Raw genomic sequence first — 20,489 nt, forward strand, 5'->3', positions numbered from 1 at the left:
CGCGGGCTGGTTCTGTGCCGATGCCCGCGCACCTATTCGCGCCTTCCTATCCCCGCCTTCCTATCTCCGGGGCGTTGCATGACGCCCCCTGCCCCCTTGCTTCTGACCTGAGGAACCCCTGCCATGCTGACCCCCGACTTCGACACCTTTGCGGCAGGCTGGGCGCGGGGGGAAAATCAGGTGGTCTTTGCCCGCCTTGCCGCCGATCTGGACACGCCGGTGTCGCTGATGCTGAAGCTGGCAGGCACCCGGCCGCACAGTTTCATGCTGGAATCGGTCACGGGCGGCGAGGTGCGCGGGCGCTATTCGGTGGTGGGGCTGAAGCCTGATCTGATCTGGGAATGCCGCGGCACCACCAGCCGCATCAACCGTTCGGCCCGGTTCGATCTGGAGGCGTTCAGCGATCTGGACGGCGCGCCGCTGGACACGTTGCGCGCGCTGATCGCGGAATCGCGGATTGACCTGCCGGGCGACCTGCCCGCCATTTCCGCCGGGCTGTTTGGCTACCTGGGCTATGACATGATCCGGTTGGTGGAACACCTGCCCAACGTGAACCCCGATGTGCTGGGCGTGGCCGATGCGATGCTGCTGCGCCCCTCTGTGGTCGCGGTGCTGGACGGGGTGAAGGGCGAGGTGACCATCGTCTCGCCCGCCTGGGCCGGATCGGGGCTGTCGGCGCGCGCGGCCTATGCGCAGGCCGCCGAACGGGTGATGGACGCGCTGCGCGATCTGGAACGCGACGCGGGCGGGGCCTCGCGCACGTTGGGCGATGTCAGCCCGGTGGGCGAGGCCGTTTCGAATTTTGCGCGCGCCGATTACCTCGCCGCCGTGGAGAAGGCCAAGGAATATATCCGCGCGGGCGACATCTTTCAGGTGGTGCCCAGCCAGCGCTGGGCGCAAAGTTTCAGCCTGCCGCCGTTTTCGCTGTATCGGTCGTTGCGGCGCACCAACCCCTCGCCCTTCCTGTTCTATTTCGACATGGGGGATTTTCAGATCGTGGGCGCCAGCCCGGAGATCCTTGTGCGGCTGCGCGATTCCGAGGTGACGATCCGCCCCATCGCGGGTACCCGCAAACGCGGCGTCACCCCGGAAGAAGACAAGGCGATGGAAGACAGCCTGCTGTCCGACCCCAAGGAACTGGCCGAGCATCTGATGCTGCTGGACCTGGGGCGCAACGATGTGGGGCGCGTGTCGAAAATCGGTACGGTGCGTCCGACGGAACAATTCATCATCGAGCGCTACAGCCATGTGATGCATATCGTGTCGAATGTGATCGGCGAAATCTCGGACGATCATGACGCGCTGTCGGCCCTGCTGGCCGGGCTGCCTGCGGGCACGGTTTCGGGGGCGCCGAAGGTCCGTGCGATGGAGATCATCGACGAGTTGGAGCCTGAGAAGCGCGGCATCTATGGCGGCGGCGTCGGCTATTTCTCGGCCAATGGCGACATGGATATGTGCATCGCGCTGCGCACCGCCGTCATCAAGGATGAGACGCTGTATATTCAGGCGGGTGGCGGCGTGGTCTATGACAGCGACCCCGAGTCGGAATTCGAGGAGACGGTGAACAAATCGCGCGCGCTGCGCCGCGCCGCCGAGGATGCCGGTCTGTTCGTGAACCGTCGCGGCAATTGAAACGCGCGCTGAAAGGTCTGAGCCCATGAAAATCGCCAGTTTCAACATCAACGGGGTCAAGGCGCGCGCCGATGCGCTGGGCGCGTGGCTGGATGCGACCCAGCCCGATGTGGCCGTGCTGCAAGAGATCAAATCGACCGACGAGACCTTCCCGCGCGCGCTGATCGAGGATCGCGGCTATAATCTGGAAACCCACGGGCAAAAGGGGTTCAACGGCGTTGCCATTCTGTCGAAACTGCCGCTGGAAGACGTGACGCGCGGCCTGCCCGGCGATGATGATGACATTCAGGCCCGCTGGATCGAAGCGACGGTGGTGGACAGACGGGCGGTGCGCATTTGCGGCATGTATCTGCCCAACGGTAACCCCGTGGAACTGGACGCCGGCGGCCAACCGGTGACGGGCGGCAAATACGCCTACAAGCTGGCGTGGATGGAGCGGCTGCATGCCCGCGCGCGCGATCTGCTGATGCTGGAGGAACCTTGCGTGCTGCTGGGGGATTACAACATCATCCCGCAGCCCGAAGACGCCGCCCGCCCCGAGGTCTGGCGCGAAGATGCGCTGTTTCGCCCGGAATCGCGCGCAGCCTTCCGCCGCCTGCTGAACCTTGGCTTCACCGAGGCATTCCGCACCCGCACGCCCGGGCCGGGGCATTATACCTTCTGGGATTATCAGGCGGGGGCGTATCAGAAGAACCACGGCATCCGCATCGACCATATCTTGCTGTCGCCGCAGGGTGCCGACTTGATGCGCGATTGCCAGATCGACGCCGATGTGCGCGCGGGCGACAAGCCATCGGATCATGTGCCGATCTGGGTCGAACTGGACGCCTGAGAAGCCGCGCCCTGACGGCGGCTTTGCAAGTGGCGGATCAGAACTGGCGCGTCACGCCCAGCGACATGCGGGCGTTGTCATAGCGCGCGGTCGGGATGTTGCTGCGCTGCTGCTCCAGCCCCAGTTCAAGGACCGGGGCAAAGCCCATGACCGACAGATCGCGGTGCATGATCTGGCCGGTCAGCGCGGCACGGGTATCGCTTTGCACGACGCCGAACAGGGGGCTGCGCCCGTCTGCCTGCCCTGCCCCAAGGCTGAGCGTCATCGACCCCACCAGCCCGCCCTCGAACGCATATTGCCCGCCGAAGCTGGCGCCGTAATCGATGCGGCTGTGGAATTCCTGCGCCGCCCGGTGGTGGATCAGGTGCAGGCTGCCGCGCAGCAGCAGTTGCGGCGACCACGCATAGATCAACTGCCCCGAGATCGCGCGGCGCTGCCCGTTGCGGCCCGGCACATTGGCAAAGCGCAGGTCGTCCATCTCCAACCGGCCCGATAGTTGCATCGCGGGTGCCGGGCGGCCGGACCATGTGGCATAGATTCCGCGCCCGTCCATCACCCGCGCGCCGCCTGCGAATTGCGCCTGTGCGCTGAGGCCGAGCCCGAATTGTGTGCCCCGGTCACGGGTCAGGATGCCCCCGCCTTCCAGCCGCAGCGACTGGCTGTTCAGCGCGCTGTCGGAAAACACCCGTGCGCTGGCCGACACCGCCAGCCGGGCGCGCAGGCTGGGGGCAACATGCGGCAGCCAGGCGGCATTGGCCGAGACTTCCGCCCCCGTCCCGGGCCGGGCCTGCGACGATTCAGGGATCGGCACCACGCCGAAAGGCAGGTCGACGGTGGTGTCAGAGGTGCCGCGCACCGCGTTCGACTCAGGCGCTATCTGAAAGCTGAGGCCCGCCGACCATGTGCGCCGCCCGTCGATCACCGACAGGTAGTGGCGCACCGCCGCGACCTCTTGCGGGGCAAGTGGCGCGCCAAGCGCCCGGTCGAAATGCAGCCGCGCGCGGTCGTCATCGGCGATCAGCACCAGGGTGCGCGCCAGCTCCAGCCGGAAGCGCACCACCTGCGGTGCGTCCGAGACCAGCCGTTCCAGATGCACGAGGGCCGCGCGCGGCGCGTTCTGACGCAACAGGCTGCGCGCCAGAATCCACTGGCGTTGCAGCGCCTCATCCCGGGTAGCGGGGCTGATGGCGCTGGCGGCGCGGTGGGCGGCGGCCAGATTGCCGGTATCGAGCAGGCGCTGCGCCTCATCCAGGCCGCCCGCGCAGGCGATGGATGCCGCCAGCGCAAAGGCCGCGGCCGGGCCTGTGGCCCGCAATACTCGGTTAAGCCGCATTCATCTGCCCGTATCCTTTGCCCGTATCCTTTGCCCGTGTATCCTTTGGGGCCACACCGACGGGCCCGTCGGTGCCGGGTGCGGGGAAAGTGTTGCGGCAAACGGCCCGCGTGTCAACGCGGGCCGTTTGCCGCCGCGCCGTGACGCCCCGGCGCAACACGCGCTACAGGGCATGGGCAATAGGGCATCGGCGGGAGGCCCTGATCGGGGCAAGGCCCAAACGTCAAGCCAAACGCGCCGCAGCCCCGCAACGTCGCGCGCAGGCGACAGCCCTCAGCCGATACGGTAGTTCGGGCTTTCACGCGTGATGGTCACGTCATGCACGTGGCTTTCCTTCAACCCCGCGCCGGTGATGCGCACGAACTGGCAGTTGCGGCGCATTTCCTCGACCGTGGCGCAGCCGGTATAGCCCATGGCCGCGCGCAGGCCACCGATCAACTGATGCAAGACATTGGCGGTCGGCCCCTTGTAGGGCACCTGCCCCTCGATCCCTTCGGGGACCAGCTTGTCGCTGGCCGCGTCCTTCTGGAAATACCGGTCCGCCGAGCCACGCGCCATCGCGCCCAGCGAGCCCATGCCGCGATAGGATTTGTAGCTGCGGCCCTGATAGAGAATGACCTCACCGGGGCTGTCATCGGTGCCCGCAATGGCGCTGCCGACCATGGCGCAAGACGCACCCGCCGCGATGGCCTTGGCGAAATCGCCCGAATACTTGATGCCACCGTCGGCAATCACCGGGATGTCGCCTGCCGCCGCCACGGTGTCCATGATGGCGGTCAATTGCGGCACGCCGACACCTGCGACGATGCGCGTGGTGCAGATCGACCCTGGGCCGATGCCGACCTTGATCGCATCGGCGCCCGCATCAATCAGGGCGCGCGCGGCACTCGCCGTGGCGATATTGCCCGCCACCACCTGCACCGCGCTGTTGTAAGCCTTGATGCGTTCGACCGCCTGCGCCACGCCCGCAGAATGGCCATGCGCCGTGTCGATGACGACCAGATCCACCCCGGCCTCGATCAGCGCGCAGGAACGTTCAAAACCCGCGTCGCCTACAGTGGTGGCCGCAGCCACCCGCAGGCGGCCCAGATCATCCTTGCAGGCATTGGGGTTGAGGACGGCCTTTTCGCTGTCCTTCAGCGTCAGCAGGCCGGTCAGGCGGCCATCGGCATCGGTGACCAGCAATTTCTCGATCCGGCGGGCCTGCATCAGGCTGCGCGCCTCATCGCGGTCGGCGGGTTCGCGCAAGATGGCAAGGTTGTCAGATGTCATCATCACCGACACCGGCGTCTTGTCGTCGCTGGCAAACCGCATGTCGCGGTTGGTGACGATCCCCACGACCCGGCCTGCCGCATCCACCACCGGAAAGCCGGTGACGTTGTAGCGGTCCTGCAGGGCCTTGGCATCGGCGAGCGTCTGATCGGCGCGCAAGGTGATCGGGCTGTAGACGATGCCGCTTTCAAACCGCTTGACGCGCCGCACTTCGGTCGCCTGTGCGTCCACGTCCAGATTGCGGTGGATCACCCCCATGCCGCCGGTCTGCGCCATGGCGATGGCCATGCGCGCCTCGGTCACGGTGTCCATGGCGCTGGACAGAAGCGGGATGTTCAGGCGGATCGATTTTGTGACCTGCGTCGAGGTATCAGCCTGCGAGGGCAGCACGCTGGATGCTGCCGGAACCAGCAGAACGTCGTCAAAGGTCAGGGCCTCACGAATCTCCATTGGGTGCTCCTTTGGGGGTGTCGTTTGGCGGTTTGCTGTTTCACGGACCGGGGCGGATGACAACCCCCCGCGTTGCGGGCCCACCGTGGTGGTCCATCGTGTCACAGGGGCCCTGCCGGAGGCCGCCCTTTCGGGCGGCCCGGGGGCTCAGACCTCTGCGGCGTTGGTCTTGGCGGCCAGTCCGCCCTTGGCCCAGGCTTGCAAGATGCGCACAGCGATTACCGGGATGGCAAGGCTGGCTGCGACGAGGACCAGCCCGCCCGCGACGCCAACCGCGCCGCGCCCATCCGATACCGACAAAAGCGCCCCGGCAAAGGCTGCCAGCGGGAAGGTGAAGGCACCCCACAGCGCCGAGAACCCTGCCGCTGTCAGCCAGCGGGCAGATAGCAGCAGCGCCGCCAGGATCAGCGCACCCAGCGCGACCGCCCCTGCCGCCAGCATGTCGTACCCCAACCCGTCCGAGACGATTGCAAACAGCGAAGCCGGGGCCAGGTGGATGGCCAGAAGCGGGCGCAGCGGCGCAGGCGGAATACGGGTCCAGAGCTGCCAGAGGCTTACCGCCCAGATCGCCGCCGCCACCGGCATCATGGCAAAAAGTGTCACGGTGGGCAGCAGCGTCAACCCCAGCGGGATCGTGGTCAGCGGGCCCAGGATGAAGCCCACGAAGGTCAGGTGAAAGACCGGGGTGACCACGCGCCCCTCGACCGGGCCGGTGACCAGCGAATGCACGATCAGCCCCAGGATACAAAGGTGGAAGATCGCGCCCACCGCCGCCGTTGCCGCCGCCAGCCCCGGGGCGAAGGGCACCAGCGTGGCGGCCAGCAGCACGCAGCAAAGCGACATCGCCGTCAGCCCTGCGCGCCCGGGCAGGATGCGCAGATCCTCAATCACCACGCCGGGGCGGCGCAGGGGTTTCGCCAGATAGGCGACAAGCGCGAAGGCATAGATCAAGACCGTCGCACCCAGCACCATATCGCCGATGAAGACCGGCGCGCCCAGCGTTTCCGCCGCCAGCCGCCAGCCCAGTCCCAGCCCGAACAGCCCCATCAGGGGCGGAAAGATCGCGGGCGGCGTGCGGGTCCACAGGCCGGGCTTCGGTGGCATGAAGCTGGGCGGTGCGGGGGGAATGCGCGGACGGGTGCGGGGGGGAGTGGTCATGTCGGCCCTTCTGGATGGCAATGTGGCGCGCGTGGCGCCGCGCGACAGCGCAGCGATACCATCGGGCGCCGCGTGCCACCATGGCGAAGGCAGGGCGATGGCGCAAGTGTCGCAGGGATTGCAGGGAAATTGAGAATGCTCCCCGATGTTTCGGATTGGAAGGGGCTAATTCCGGTGGGCGAAGGTGTGCCTTCAGACTCGTCTTGTCGGCACGGCAGGCGCGCAGCGGGGGATGATGCAGCGGCGCGCGGGGCGAATAATGGAACGGCGTTCAGATCCTGCCCGCCAAGGATCGCGGGCGCGCGTGGGATGCGCCTTCGCCCTGCATGCGGGCAAGAGGCATGCCCCTGCACGGCCCCCCCGCCCCTGCCCGCCCCTGCCCGCCCCGCGCGGTCAATTCTCATCGAGATCGGCGAAAGCCCAGGCGTTGCGGATCAATTCGCGCAGCATCGGCTGCGGCGCCCATAGGGCGGGATCGTCGGCACCGAAACGCTCCATCTCGCGCCGCACCAGCATCAGGCCGCGCAGATCGGCGGCGAAACACGGGCCACCGCGCCAATGCGGCCAGCCCAAGCCCCGGATGGCGCAAAGGTCCAGGTCCGAGGGGCGCTGCGCCGTGCCGTCTTGCAGCAGCCGTGCGCAGGCATTCAGCAGCGCCGCATGGAGCCGGGCGAAGGGTTGCGCGGGGTGCGGGGTGGTCGCACAGGCGGCATCCGGCAATCCCGCAAACCCCGGCGGCAGCCCGGCCCGGATGTAATCAGCGGCGATCTCTGCATCCGACAGCCCCAGCGCACGGGTCGCCGCGATGCAATGCGCGATCGTGGCGCGCAGGTCAGGGATGGCGGCGCGGCCATTCAGCCGCACGGGTTGCAACTGCAAGCGCGCGGCCAGATGGAAGGCGCAGATCACCGCGCCGGCGGGCGCGCCGCTGCCGATGACAAGCTGCGCGATACGCCCCGCTATGGCCAGTCCGACACTGCCTGGCGCGATGGTGGAACCCGCCGCCTGCGGCAGCGTGTCGGCTGTGTGCGAAGTATCCGGGCCAAACGCGGTGTCGGCGGGAGGCGTCGCGCCGGTTACGGGGTTGGAAACCGAGACATCCCCGGGCGCGTCTGCATCTGCGTCCAAAAGCTGGATCAGGCAGCCCCCGGCGGGCAGATGCGCGGCCATCGGCCCCGCCAGATCCGGCGTGCCCAGCATCACCGGGCTGCGCGGCAGGCGCGACAGATCGACATGGCCTGACAGGCGGTTCCAGTCGCCCTCCAACGCCTCGGCGGTGATCTGCCCGGCGCGCAACCGGGCCTCATGCAAGGCGGCGACGGCTTCGACCTGCGCCTGAAGCTGCGCCCCGTCCGGCGCCCAGAGCGCCACGGCAAACCCGGCGCGCAGCACCCGCGCGATCAGCGCGGCCCCTGCCCCGGCCATGATCAGGTGATCGGGCAGCGACACGGGCGCCGCGACCGGCACGCTGCCCGCGCGCAATTCGGGGATGCGCAGGGTCCGAAGCTCTGCCCGGCGCAGGTTTTGCAGCGCCAGCGCCACCGGCCCCTGCGCCACATCAGCGGCCAACAGCGCGGCACGCTCTGCCCCCGCATCAAAGGGCAAGAGCATCGCGGCCTCGACACAGTCGATCACCCCTGCGGCGGCGGTGACCTGATCGGGCGCGCGGCTGACCGTGCGCGCCGCCGCCAGCGCCGCCAACCCACCCGCCGCATCGCGCAACCGGTCATCACGCGTGCGCGTGGGGCGTAAGGGCGCCGGGCTTCCCGTCAGATCAGCGGCCAACATGGCCGCCAGCGTCGCATCCTCATACCCCGACAGCCCATCGATCACGCGGTCGAAGAACGGCCCGGGGGCATCGGGATCGGCACGCAGGGCATGACGGTTGAGCAAGATTTCCAGCGTTGCCGCCACGCCGATCAGCCGCGGCAGGCGCTGCGTGACGCCGCCCCCCGCGATGCGGCCCAGCCGCAGATCGCCCGCGCGCACCAGCGTGCCCGGCGCGGCCCAGCGGGCATGCGCGGCCAGCGCCAGAGCCAGCCCCGCGCCATCCACCCGACCGTGCAGACAGGCGATGACGGGCAACGCGAATGCCTCGATCATTTCACAAAGATCATCGGGGGCGGCATCGGCAGGGTTCAGCGCGACGTCGGCGCAGGTATCGGCCCCCGCGCTGCGCAGCAGCACCGCCCGCACCCCGGGCCGCCCCGCCGCCTGTGCCAAAGCATCGCGCAGCCTGGCCACAGGCAGCACGCCGCGCTGTGCATCCATGCGCAGCACCACCACGCCCGCGTGGTTTTCCGCTATGTTTTGCATGGAAAGCAGCGTTTTTTCATGACGTTGGATTAGAAACGTTGCCTGCGGCGATTGCAACGCCCCGCCGCACCGATTTATCACATTCAATACTTGCAATATGTTGCCCGCTGGCTATATGTCCCCCATCACGGATATGAAAGGCTAAAGCGATGCAACCCGACGTCACATCCTTCTTTGACGACGCAACCAACACTATCACCTACGTCGTGCGCGACCCTGCCGGGCAGCATTGCGCGATCATCGATTCGGTGCTGGATTTCGACTATGCTTCGGGGCGGACGGACACGTCCTCGGCCGACAAGGTCATTGCGTTTGTGCGCGACCAGAACCTGACCGTCGACTGGCTGCTGGAAACCCATGTTCACGCCGACCACCTGTCCGCCGCGCCCTATCTTCAGGACGCACTGGGCGGCAAGATCGGCATCGGGCGCAACATCACGGTGGTGCAAGACACGTTCGGCAAGGTGTTCAACGCCGGCACCGAGTTCGAGCGGGACGGCAGCCAGTTCGATCAGCTCTTTGGTGAGGGCGACGCGGTGCATATCGGCCAGATGCGCGTCGACATCCTGCACACGCCCGGCCACACGCCCGCCTGCCTGACCTATGTGATCGGCGACACGGCCTTTGTGGGCGATACACTGTTCATGCCCGATTTCGGCACGGCGCGCTGCGACTTCCCCGGCGGTTCGGCCGAGACGATGTTCGCCTCGGTCCAGAAAATTCTGGCACTGCCCGATGCGACGCGGGTCTTCGTCGGCCATGATTACAAGGCCGAGGGGCGCGAGCATTACGCTTGGGAAACCACCGTGGGCGCGCAGAAGGCCGCGAATGTGCATGTCGGCGGTGGCAAGACGCAGGCCGAGTTCGTGACGATGCGCGAGGCGCGCGATGCAAAGCTGGCCATGCCAAAGCTGATCGTACCGTCGTTGCAGATCAACATGCGGGCAGGCCAGATGCCCCCCGCCGACGATAACGGGCAGGTCTATCTGAAAGTCCCGATCAACAGGCTGTAAGCCCCCTGCCCTTGCCGCAAAACGCGGCGGGGCAGCTTTTTGGAGTACGTTATGATGGAAGCAGACTGGATCCGCGGGCTTTTGGGTGGCGTGATGATCGGTGGCGCGGCGGCGCTGTTCTTGTTGGTGAACGGGCGGATCATGGGGGCCAGCGGGCTGATCGGCGGGCTGGTGGACCGATCGGGCTGGGGCAATTGGGGCGAGCGCGCGGCCTTCGTTGCGGCACTGATCGCGGTGCCGGGGCTGATGGTGGCCTTGTTTGCGCAAGATGCAGCGACCAATATCACGGGCAACATTTGGGCTATCGTGCTGGCCGGGCTGTTGGTCGGCGTGGGCACGCGGCTGGCGAATGGCTGCACCTCAGGACATGGGGTCTGCGGCATTTCGCGTCTGTCGCTGCGCGGGATCGTGGCCACGGTTTTCTACCTGCTGGCTGGCGGAATAGCGCTGGTAGTGTTTCGGCATATCCTGGAGGTGGTGTGATGCTGCGGCTTTTGTTTTCGGCCCTGTCGGGGGGATTGTTCGGCGCGGGGCTGCTGGTGTCGGGGATGACCGACACGCTGAAGGTGCAGGGCTGGCTGGATGTGTTCGGCGCCTGGGACCCGACGCTGGCCTTCGTGCTGGGCGGTGCCATTGCGCCGATGATGCTGGCCTGGAACTTTAGCACGCGGCGGGCGCAGCCGGTGCTGGGCGGTGCATTTCCAAGCCCGCCCGCAGCACTTCTGGACCGCAACCTGGTGCTGGGGTCGGTGCTGTTTGGCGCGGGCTGGGGCATCGCCGGGCTGTGCCCGGGGCCTGCGCTTGCCTCGCTCAGCTGGGGCGGGACAGGCGGGATGGTCTTCCTTCTGGCGATGTTGGCGGGTATGGTTGCCACACCTTCGCTGCGCTTGTCGATGGACCGGCTGGCGGGTGCGACACCTTGAGCGTGAGAGACCGCACCCCCAGCCTGCTGACCGACCTGCGCTTTACCTTGAACCCTGATGAGGCCCCATGGATATTCGTGCGCTGACCGACACCTACGCGGTTGCCCCGCAACTGATGCCCGACGAAATGCCCGCCGTTGCTGCGGCGGGCTATACCACGGTGATCTGCAACCGCCCCGACGGTGAGATCCCGCCCGACATCGCGGCGCAGAACATGCGCGATGCTGCCGAGGCCGCAGGGCTGGCCTTCGTGATCAACCCCGTGGTGGGCGGTGCCATCACGATGGAGAATGTGCAGGCCCAGGCCGCTGCGATCCAAGACGCGACCGGCCCGGTGCTGGCCTATTGCGCATCGGGCAACCGGTCATCCATCGTCTGGGCCATGGCGCACGCGGGCACCCGGCCCACCGATGAGCTGATCGGCCTGCCTGCGAAATTCGGCTATAATCTGGAGCCGTTCCGCCCCACGATCGAGCAACTGGCCAAAGCCGGGGGCTGAGCAGGTCGCGCCCGGGTGCGGCGCGCGCCGTTTCGACACACCCGAGGCTTGCAATAGCCTCGTGGGGCCTGCGCGCCGCCGTCAGTAGACCGGGTCAGCGTCACTCCCGGCGCCGATCAGGTTCGACGCCGTTCCCCCCATTTCGGGCGGGGGTGGCGCGGCGGCACCCTGTGGCCCGGTATCGCTGAAGGGGATCGCGGTGATCCGCACGGCGCGCGCGCCTTTCGACTGACCCAGACGGCCCTTCGCCACCACATGACGGTCCAGCGACAAGAGGCTGATTTCCTCCAGCGCGGACATGGGGAGTTCCAGCACGGTCCCGGGCCGGAAATCCAGCACCTCGGCCAGGGTGAGGCTGCGGCGCAACAGCACGGCATCCAGCCGGGTTTCACAAACCATCACCTGCTGCGACAAGCTGGGGGTGTGTTCCATCGGCGGCGGCGTGGCGGTGAAACTGTCGCCGGGATCGAAATCGAACATTGGCATCTGCATCGGGCGGTCAGGAATCGCGCAGAGCCACTGACCGTGGCGTCCCCCCTCACCGATTTCCAGCGCGGCCGAGATGAGTTGATACTCCTGATCCTCCAGCATCAGGCTGAGCGGGCGCGGATCATCCATGAATGAGGCGAATCGGAACCCGCCCATGACGTCGGCCTGCGGCATGTTGACAAGCCCGGCCTCCAACAATTGCAAGAACTGGTCGAGGATCGGCGAGACCAGCGTTGCATCGGTGAAGGTGGGTTTGCGTGGCGCGATCTCGCCGGGGGCGACGCGCCCCGTTGTCAGCATTTCCAGACAGGCGGCAAGCAGCCCCGCATCCATCGCCAACAGGCCCAGCCGGTCATCCGGGCCCTCGATAACAGTCAGCAGCATGCCGGGCGACAGTTTTTCGATCACCTCGGACAGCGAAACGGTTGTCACGCCCGGGTCGCGCACCGACACTGACATTTTGCATGCCAGATGTACCGCCTTCGACATGGCCAGCCGCACGATCCGGCGCATCGGGGCGTCGGGATCGGGCAGATCGAAGCTGATGGGGAAGGGTTCGGGTTCCGCCACTGCCGGGCGGCGGCGGATCAGGCGACGGTGCAAGACGCCAGTGCCACGCGGGGCTGCGGCACGCGGGGGCGCACCAGTGCCGGTACGGGCGGAACCATCGGGTGCCGCGCCGCCCGCAGTGCTGGCCCCGGTGGTGCGCATCGCGTCGGCGCCCGCAGCGGAAAACGTTTCAGATGCCGCTTCAGTCGCAATATCTGCCGCCGTGTTGCCCGCCAGATCACCGGCAGTACCATCCGCTGCATCCCCGGCAGCGCGGGCATCCCCAGCAGTACCGGCGGCATTGGCAGAACTGGCATCCCCGGCAGTACTGGCGGCAAATCCCTGCGCCGCGTCAAAACCCGCGTCACCCACGGCGCTGTCGGCAAAGCCACCCTCTGCCGGGTCGGCGCCACTGTCGCCCGGGCCGGTTGCAAACCCATCGGCAATGCCCGTATCGGCGCCTTCGCTGGTGTCGGCACCGGCGTCGGCACCGGGGGCGGGATCGGGGGCGGCACCGGGTTCTGGTGCGGCGCGCATACCCGCCGCCCCGGCACGACGGTCCACGGCCGCACCCCCCGGCGCGGGCCCATCCTTATCCGCATCGGTCGCGGTGGGCCTGTCAGTGCCCGGACCGGCCACGCCGTCGTCATTGTCCTGAACCATCACCCGACCCCTTCGTCTTTGGTGTGTTGTGTGCGGGTTCCCGAATCCCCGCAGGCACCGTCGGCACCCTGCAAGGCCGGTTTCTGGGACACTGACAGACAAAGGTTATCGGATGGTTGCGATGGCCATCGGCGTTCGTGGCAAACACCCCCCGCCTTATGGCGTTGCCGGGCGCAGCTGAAGCGGGACGGTTACGCGGAATGCCGCCCCACCCTGCCCCGGCACATAAGAGATGTCGCCACCCAGATTGACCATGATCTCACGGCAGATCGCCAGCCCGAGGCCCGCGCCCCCCGCCTGCATCTGATCGGTCAGGCGGGCGAATTTTTCAAAAATCAGACCCTGCGAGATCGGCGCGATGCCCGAGCCGTTGTCGATGAAATCCACCTCGACCTGCGCACCGCGCCGCCGCACGACGATGCGCAGCCGGGGATGCGCGGCATCGCAGTATTTCCGGGCGTTGGACAGGATGTTGATGAAGACCTGCGTCAGCCGCCCGCCATCAGTGGCGATCTGCACGCCCTCGGACGCGCGGTCGCGGTCGATCACGAAGCGGCGCTGCGGCTGGACCGAGTTTGAGGCTGTCACCGCGCGGTCGATCAGTTGATGCAGGCTGACAGGCTGAATATCCAGACTGACCTTGCCGTTTTCCAGCACGCTGAGGTCCAAGAGATCATCCAGCAGGCGGGTCAGGCGGATCGTTTCATCATGGATGATGCCTGCGTACTTCAATTGCATCTCGACGGGCATGTCGCCTTCGTCCATCAAGATCTCGGAGAATGCGCGGATCGAAGTCATCGGGGTGCGCAACTCATGGCTGATCTGCGACAGGAAAGCGTCCTTTTGCACCGACAGCTTGGTGAGCATGTCATTGGCATCGCGCAACTGCCGCGCCGTGCGGGCCAGTTCCTCGGATTTCGCCTCCAACTGGCTGGAATATTCCATCATTTGCGCGGTTTCCGAGGCGACGGCCATCAGATCCTCGACCGAGACCATGGCGCCGCCGACGATCTGCGCGATCATCGCATGGGCCGTGGCGGCCCCGACCGACCCCGCCATTTCACGTTCCAGAAGGTCGAGGAAATCCGGCGTCATGTCAGGCAAGAAGCCCGCGCGGCCCTGCGTGCCGGCCTCGGCCTGAAAGAACGCCTGCGCCTGGGCCGAGCCTAGGACGCGTTGCGCCATGGCCAGCAGATCCTCGGCCTCGGCCGCGGATTGCGACCAGCCGCGCGCACCGCCCTGAATGTCGAAGACATTGACGAATTGCACGCCCTGCACGCGCTCCAGCGGGCTGGGAAAGCCGATCAGCGAGGCCAGGATGAAAACCCCGGTGTTGAGCGCAAGACTCCAGAACAGGGCGTGCAGCAGCGGGTCCAGCGTGGTGACGCCGAACATTGCCTGCGGGCGCAGCCAGCCGATGCCAAAGGGCCCCGATTGCAACACCTGCGCGGGCATGAACACATCGGGGCCGAAACTGGGCAGGAACAGCGCATAGACCCAGATGGCAAAGCCCGTCACCAGCCCCAACGCGGCGCCCTGCCGGTTCGCCCCGCGCCAATACATCGCCCCCAGGAGCGCTGGCAGAACCTGCGCCACCCCGACAAAGGCGATCAGCCCGATGGCGGCCAACGCCTCGGACCCGCCGGTGGCAGCGTAATACACATAGCCCAGCCCCAGCACGCCCACGATGGACAGGCGGCGGGCATTGAGAACAAGGCCGCGCATGTCGCTGGTCTCGCCCACGCCGCGGTTTGCGGCCAGCCATAGCGGTACGACAATATGGTTCGACACCATGGTGGCCAGCGCAATCGCCGCCACGATCACCATGGAGGTCGCCGCCGAGAACCCGCCGATGAAAGCCAGCAGCGCCAGCCCGTCTTGCCCCAGCGCCAGCGGCAGGGTCAGCACGAAAAGGTCGGGGTTCTGCCCCGCAGGCAACAAATCAAGCCCGACAACCGCGATGGGCAGCACGAAGAGGCTCATCAAGAACAGATAGAGCGGGAAGGCCCATGAGGCGACGGCAAGGTGGTGTTCATCCGAATTCTCGACCACCATGACCTGAAACATGCGCGGCAGGCACAGGATGGCGACAGCGGACAGGAAGATAAGACCGCTCCAACGTCCGGGCTGGATCGCCCATTCAGGCCGCGCGCTGTCCGCGATGCGGGTCAAGATGTCGCGCGGCCCGTCTGCGACCACCCAGACCACAAAAATCCCCACCGCCAGAAGGGCCACAAGCTTCACCACCGCCTCGACCGCGATGGCCGTGACGACGCCGTGATGCTGCTCATTCGCGTCCAGATTGCGGGTGCCGAAGAGGATGGTGAACAGCGCCAGCCCGACCGCGACCCAGAAAGCCACCTGCGTGCTGTCAGGCGCCACATCGAGACCCTGAAGGCTGGCCGAAAACGCCCCGAACGACAGCGAGATGGATTGCAGTTGCAGCGCGATATAGGGCGTTGCCGCCGTGATCGACAGCAGCGTGACCAACACCCCCAGCAAGTTCGATTTGCCGTAGCGCGCCGAAATCAGATCGGCGATGGAGGTGACGCGCTGCGTCTTGCCGATCCGCACCAGCTTGCGCAGCAGCCACCACCAGCCGACGAAGATCAGCGTGGGGCCGAGGTATATCGTCATGAATTCTGGCCCAGACCGCGCGGCATATCCCACCGCGCCGTAGAAGGTCCAGGCGGTGCAATAGACCGACAGCGACAGCGTGTAGATGAGGGGCGACCGTAGCCAGCCCATTCGCCCCTGCGCCGCGCGGCGTTCCACCGCGAAGGCCACAAGAAACAGCGCCACAACATAGCCAAGACAGGTCGCAATCAGCAGGTTGAGGGTCATGGGCCTAGCCCTCGGGTGTGTCGGCGTCGCGCATGATGCGCGACAGCTTGCGCGACAGAGCCGCCGCCGCCAGCACCAGCGCCGCCCAGATGCCAAACAGGTATTCCGCCTGCCGCGCCGTCGCGGGGATGCCGCTGTCGGGGGCCTGCCAGAGCATTGGCACGATCAGCAAGAACATGCCCGTCACCGGCAAGAAGCGCGCCGCATCCATCAGCCGCCGGGAACGGTATCCGGCGCGCGCCAGATAGACGGGGCGACGGGACGCCGGGGACTTTAGCGACGCGATGTCTTGGTTCATGTCGGTGCCGCTGCCGCGCCCGCCGGGGGCAAGCGCAGGTCCCTGCCCCTGGCCTGCGCCCGTGTCAGCGCCCGTGTCAGCGCCCGTGTCAGCGCCCGTGTCAGCGCCCGTGTCAGCGCCCGTGTCAGCGCCGGTATCACCGCCCGTGTCAGCGCCGGTTTTGGCGCCGCGTCTGGTCCCTTGCGCGCCGGTTCGGCCGTGCCTGACGCTCATGGCGCATCGCAGGCGCGGGCAAGGTCCCGGATCGCCGCCACGATTTCTGCATTTGCGAAAGGTTTGGTCATGAAGAGGGTCGCACCGACCTCTTGCGCCATGGCGCGGTCAGCGGCCTGCCCCTTCGCAGTCAGCATCAAGACCGGCAATTGCGCCGTGGCCGTTGCCCCCCGCAGGGCGCGCAGGATGTCGAAACCGCTGCGCCCGGGCAGCATCACATCCAGGATCAGCACATCAGGCACCGTGCGGCCGACCACGTCGACCGCATCGCCGCCCTCGGCATGGGTGAGCACGTCCCAGCCATCCCGTGACAGGATGAACTGAAGCGCTTCCGAGATATTCACCTCATCCTCGATCACCAGAACACGCTTGCCCATATTGTCCCCCCGGATGGCAGCGTCGGATTTTCCTCAGACCCGATTTTCCTCAGGTCCGGTTTTTCCTCAGGGCCGACTATCACAGCGTTTGCGGCCCATGTCAAAACGCCAATGCCGCCCCACCTGCGCCCCCGGGTCAGACCGGAAGGGGACCGGGCATGTCGGCCAGAATCGAGGGTTCCCGCCGGGCCGGGCAGGTATGACGGGCGCAGATACGGCAACTGGGGCCGACGCTCAGGGCGTCGGGCGTCGGTGCTGCGCTGTCGGGCGTCAGCAGCATCACTGCATCCACCACCGACGCCACGCCGAATTGCGCAGGCCCCCGCGCGCAGGCATAGCTGTAAGCGATGAAGCGCTGCGGCACGCGCGCCGCCGTCACAACCGGGGTGCGCAGCGCAGCATAGGGCTGCGCCAACGCCTGATAAAGCGGCCAGAGCGGACAGGCCCCGCCAAAGCGCGGCACCGCAAAGCCATCAATCGGCCGACGGGCAGTCAGGGTGCCCGAACGGTCGCAGATCAAGAGGCCGAAGCGCGGCAGCCCGGCGCCTTGCGGCAGATAGGCCAGCCGCCGCAGCACGGCATCGAGCGGCGCGTTGAAGCGCGCGGCCAATGCATCAGGGGGGATACCGGGATCGGCGTGCAGCGCGGACAGCACGGCATCCAGCGGCAAGGCCTGCGCATCTGCGCGGTAGCGGATGAGCCATTGCGCCGCAAGATCGCGCGCGGCCTTCGACGCCAGATCGATCTCTCCTGACAGAAGCTGCGCGATGTCGGGGGCCGTGTCGCCCTCCAGCGCCGCGATGTGGTAGCCGCGCGCGGCCAACCATGCCTCCAGTTCCTCTTGCGGGGCGGCAAGCCCGGTTTCTTGCGCACCAGTGGAATCGAGGTAGCTCACCAACGCCTCGGCCCCGTCGGCCAGCCGCACGGAATCTTGCAAGATGTTGGCGTGAAATTTTCGCTGCCAGACAGGATCAATATCATCGGTATCGGCCAGAATCGCCGCCGTCGACTGGACCGAGGTGACCGCCGACACGATCTCATGCAGCGCGGCGGACAGGTAGGGGTCATGGGTCATCCGGTCGCTGAGGTGTTCCACCGTGCGCTCCAACCCTTCGGCACGGCTGTGCGCCGATGCCAGCGCCGCCGCCCACCCCGGAAAACGGCCCAGGAATTCGTCGATCCGCTCTACCTCAGGGACGGCAGCGGTCCCGGGATCTGAAAGGGCGGCCACGGCGCGAAGTCCCTGCACCATCGCCCCGCCCGACCCTTCGGTCAGCGTTTCGGCAGGCACGTCCAGACTGCCCGCCAATGCGCTGACCACCTCTGGCGTGGCGCGGCGGCGATTGTGTTCGATCAGATTCAGATAGGAGGGCGACATGCCCACCGCGCGTGCCAGATCTGCCTGCCGCATCCCCAGCGCCATGCGGCGCGCACGGATTCGGGTACCGGTCAAAACGGATTTGGACATGGGACAGCCCTCCACCCCGCATCGGCGCGACCAAACCCGCACCGTTTCAGTCAATTTACACGGATTTACAGCTACATAAAGCAAGGATTTTACACCAGGCGGCCCAACAGCGCCCCGGGGCGGCAAATGCGACCTTTTCAGCCCAGCCCCCGTGCCGTATAAGCCACAGTCAGAAAACCCGACGCACCGTTGCCGGATGCGCCCCCCATCCCAGTGCCCGGGCCCCGTGTCTGGGTCCGTCACCCAGCACCCGGCACGGCCTTAACCGAGGACGGCATGACCAAGAACCGTAACGACGCAGATGTTGATTTCATCAAGGCCCTGGCCGAATTGCTGAATGAAAACAAACTGACCGAACTGAACGTGAAACGCGAATATGGCGAGAATGACAGCCTGAACGTGCGGGTCTCCAAACAGATGACCCCACCCCCTGTGGCTGCGGCCCCGGCAATGGCAGCACCCGCCGCATTTGCGCCTGCAGCGGCATACGCAGCACCCTCGACCGATCCGGTGGACGCGCCGGGTGCCGTGACCTCGCCCATGGTTGGTACCGCCTATATGGCTGCCGAACCCGGCACCACACCGTTTGTGTCGGTCGGCGCGCAGGTGACCGAGGGGCAAACCCTGATGATCATCGAAGCAATGAAAACCATGAACCACATCCCCGCCCCGCGCGCGGGCACCGTGAAACGCATTCTGGTCGCCGATGGCAGCGCTGTCGAATATGGCGCGCCCCTGATGATTATCGAATAAGGCCGCTTTCGCATGTTTTCAAAGATCCTGATTGCCAACCGTGGCGAAATTGCCCTGCGTGTGATCCGCGCGTGTCAGGAAATGGGCATCGCCTCGGTGGCGGTCCATTCCACAGCGGACAGCGACGCGATGCATGTGCGCATGGCGGATGAGGCGATCTGCATCGGCCCGCCTTCTTCGACCGAAAGCTACCTTTCGGTGCCCGCGATCATCTCGGCCTGCGAAATCTCGGGCGCCGAGGCGATCCACCCCGGCTATGGATTCTTGTCGGAAAACGCGGCCTTCGTGCAGATTGTCGAGGACCATGACCTGAAATTCATCGGCCCATCGGCAAAACATATCCGACTGATGGGCGACAAGATCACCGCCAAGGACACGATGAAGGCACTGGGCGTGCCCTGCGTGCCGGGGTCGGACGGCGGCGTGCCGGATTTCGAGACCGCGCAAAAGGTCGCGGCCGAAGTGGGCTTTCCGGTCATCATCAAGGCAACCGCCGGCGGCGGTGGGCGCGGCATGAAGCTGGCGCGCAGCGCTGAAGATCTGGAAACCGCCTTTCGCACCGCACGCGCCGAGGGCAAGTCGAATTTCGGCAATGATGAGGTCTATATCGAGCGCTATCTGGGCACGCCGCGCCATATCGAAGTGCAGGTTTTCGGCGATGGCCAGGGCCGCGCCGTGCATCTGGGGGAACGCGACTGCTCGCTTCAGCGCCGTCACCAGAAGGTGTTCGAAGAAGCGCCCGGCCCCAATATCGACGCCGCAACCCGCGCCCGTATTGGTAAGGTGTGCGCCGATGCCATGGCCAATATCGGCTATTCCGGCGCTGGCACGATCGAGTTCCTGTATGAGAATGGAGAGTTCTTCTTCATCGAGATGAACACCCGCCTGCAAGTCGAACACCCGATCACCGAGGCGATCTTTGGCGTCGATCTGGTGCGCGAACAGATCCGCGTCGCCGCCGGGTTGCCGATGTCGTTCCAACAAGACGACCTGAAGGTGAATGGCCACGCAATCGAGGTACGGCTGAACGCTGAGCGTTTGCCGAACTTTGCGCCCTGCCCCGGCCTCGTCAACACGTTCCACGCGCCGGGCGGCCTGGGCGTGCGGGTCGATTCCGCGTTGTATGGCGGCTACCGCATCCCGCCCTATTACGACAGCCTTATCGGCAAGCTGATCGTGCACGGCCGTGACCGCCCCGAGGCGCTGGCCCGTCTGCGCCGCGCACTGGGCGAGTTGATCATCGACGGCGTGGACACCACCCTGCCGCTGTTCTTCGCCCTGCTGGAACAAGAGGCCGTACAGACCGGAGAATACAACATCCACTGGCTGGAAAAATTCCTCGCCGAAAAGCTGGAAGCCTAAGCGGCGTTGCGGAAGACCACAGTTTGCAGGTGTTCCGCGACGTTT

18 protein-coding genes are annotated in these 20,489 nt (G+C 66.5%); 9 read left to right on the plus strand and 9 right to left on the minus strand.

The genetic code is table 11. The annotated features are described in order from the left end of the window. Positions 1-123: 123 nt before the first annotated feature. Together trpE and xth are read left to right on the plus strand one after the other, a co-directional pair. A complete protein-coding gene (gene trpE, locus H9529_RS03220) occupies positions 124-1,632 on the plus strand; it encodes an anthranilate synthase component I (protein ID WP_092891195.1) in 1,509 nt (502 codons plus the stop codon). 25 nt (positions 1,633-1,657) lie between these two features. Next, positions 1,658-2,464, plus strand: a complete 807-nt coding sequence (gene xth / locus H9529_RS03225) for an exodeoxyribonuclease III (protein WP_092891194.1) — start codon at positions 1,658-1,660, stop codon at positions 2,462-2,464. A 37-nt stretch (positions 2,465-2,501) separates the two neighbouring features. On the opposite strand, the gene H9529_RS03230 is transcribed toward xth, so the two are convergent. The 3 genes from H9529_RS03230 to H9529_RS03240 all read right to left on the minus strand — a co-directional run bounded on the left by H9529_RS03230 (position 2,502) and on the right by H9529_RS03240 (position 6,677). Next, the gene (locus H9529_RS03230; RefSeq protein WP_092891193.1) at positions 2,502-3,797 is read right to left on the minus strand and encodes a surface lipoprotein assembly modifier; all 1,296 of its coding nucleotides are present in this window, start codon (positions 3,795-3,797) and stop codon (positions 2,502-2,504) included. Positions 3,798-4,070: 273 nt separating this feature from the next. Beyond that, a complete protein-coding gene (gene guaB, locus H9529_RS03235) occupies positions 4,071-5,519 on the minus strand; it encodes an IMP dehydrogenase (protein WP_092891191.1) in 1,449 nt (482 codons plus the stop codon). A 147-nt stretch (positions 5,520-5,666) separates the two neighbouring features. Further along, complete coding sequence (locus H9529_RS03240; RefSeq protein WP_092891189.1) at positions 5,667-6,677, minus strand: TDT family transporter; 1,011 nt, start codon at positions 6,675-6,677, stop codon at positions 5,667-5,669. On the opposite strand from H9529_RS03240, the gene H9529_RS21060 reads away from it, so the two are divergent. Then, positions 6,676-6,810: a hypothetical protein gene (locus H9529_RS21060; protein ID WP_256327059.1), complete on the plus strand. Its 135-nt coding sequence runs from the start codon at positions 6,676-6,678 to the stop codon at positions 6,808-6,810. The genes H9529_RS03240 and H9529_RS21060 overlap by 2 nt on opposite strands. A gap of 260 nt (positions 6,811-7,070) precedes the next feature. On the opposite strand, the gene H9529_RS03245 is transcribed toward H9529_RS21060, so the two are convergent. Then, complete coding sequence (locus tag H9529_RS03245) at positions 7,071-8,753, minus strand: hypothetical protein (protein WP_397544896.1); 1,683 nt, start codon at positions 8,751-8,753, stop codon at positions 7,071-7,073. Between the two features lie 389 nt (positions 8,754-9,142). Between H9529_RS03245 and H9529_RS03250 the strand changes: the two genes are divergently transcribed. The 4 genes from H9529_RS03250 to H9529_RS03265 all read left to right on the plus strand — a co-directional run bounded on the left by H9529_RS03250 (position 9,143) and on the right by H9529_RS03265 (position 11,428). Beyond that, complete coding sequence (locus H9529_RS03250) at positions 9,143-10,006, plus strand: MBL fold metallo-hydrolase (protein ID WP_092891185.1); 864 nt, start codon at positions 9,143-9,145, stop codon at positions 10,004-10,006. 54 nt (positions 10,007-10,060) lie between these two features. Next, positions 10,061-10,489, plus strand: a complete 429-nt coding sequence (locus H9529_RS03255) for a YeeE/YedE family protein (protein ID WP_092891422.1) — start codon at positions 10,061-10,063, stop codon at positions 10,487-10,489. 2 nt (positions 10,490-10,491) lie between these two features. After that, a complete protein-coding gene (locus H9529_RS03260; protein ID WP_092891420.1) occupies positions 10,492-10,929 on the plus strand; it encodes a DUF6691 family protein in 438 nt (145 codons plus the stop codon). 67 nt (positions 10,930-10,996) lie between these two features. Further along, entirely contained in the window at positions 10,997-11,428 is a 432-nt protein-coding gene (locus H9529_RS03265) for a TIGR01244 family sulfur transferase (protein WP_092891183.1), read from the plus strand. An 81-nt stretch (positions 11,429-11,509) separates the two neighbouring features. Here H9529_RS03265 and H9529_RS03270 read toward each other — a convergent pair whose 3' ends face one another. From H9529_RS03270 to H9529_RS03290, 5 genes are all read right to left on the minus strand, one after another. After that, the gene (locus H9529_RS03270) at positions 11,510-13,129 is read right to left on the minus strand and encodes a flagellar motor switch protein FliM (RefSeq protein ID WP_092891181.1); all 1,620 of its coding nucleotides are present in this window, start codon (positions 13,127-13,129) and stop codon (positions 11,510-11,512) included. Positions 13,130-13,285: 156 nt separating this feature from the next. Next, positions 13,286-15,973: a sensor histidine kinase gene (locus H9529_RS03275; protein ID WP_092891179.1), complete on the minus strand. Its 2,688-nt coding sequence runs from the start codon at positions 15,971-15,973 to the stop codon at positions 13,286-13,288. Between the two features lie 4 nt (positions 15,974-15,977). Next, entirely contained in the window at positions 15,978-16,484 is a 507-nt protein-coding gene (locus H9529_RS20590; RefSeq protein ID WP_223814277.1) for a hypothetical protein, read from the minus strand. Next, the gene (locus H9529_RS03285; protein ID WP_092891178.1) at positions 16,481-16,861 is read right to left on the minus strand and encodes a response regulator transcription factor; all 381 of its coding nucleotides are present in this window, start codon (positions 16,859-16,861) and stop codon (positions 16,481-16,483) included. Before H9529_RS03285 ends, H9529_RS20590 begins: the two co-directional genes overlap by 4 nt. Positions 16,862-16,997: 136 nt before the next feature. Continuing rightward, positions 16,998-18,329, minus strand: a complete 1,332-nt coding sequence (locus tag H9529_RS03290; RefSeq protein WP_092891177.1) for an XRE family transcriptional regulator — start codon at positions 18,327-18,329, stop codon at positions 16,998-17,000. Positions 18,330-18,605: 276 nt separating this feature from the next. Here H9529_RS03290 and accB point away from each other — a divergent pair, with 276 nt between their 5' ends. Together accB and accC are read left to right on the plus strand one after the other, a co-directional pair. After that, positions 18,606-19,082: an acetyl-CoA carboxylase biotin carboxyl carrier protein gene (gene accB, locus H9529_RS03295; protein WP_092891176.1), complete on the plus strand. Its 477-nt coding sequence runs from the start codon at positions 18,606-18,608 to the stop codon at positions 19,080-19,082. A gap of 12 nt (positions 19,083-19,094) precedes the next feature. Then, positions 19,095-20,444, plus strand: a complete 1,350-nt coding sequence (gene accC / locus H9529_RS03300) for an acetyl-CoA carboxylase biotin carboxylase subunit (protein ID WP_092891175.1) — start codon at positions 19,095-19,097, stop codon at positions 20,442-20,444. Positions 20,445-20,489 lie beyond the last annotated feature (45 nt).

Origin of the sequence: Roseicitreum antarcticum (assembly GCF_014681765.1) — a bacterium.
Taxonomy (GTDB): Bacteria; Pseudomonadota; Alphaproteobacteria; order Rhodobacterales; family Rhodobacteraceae; genus Roseicitreum; species Roseicitreum antarcticum.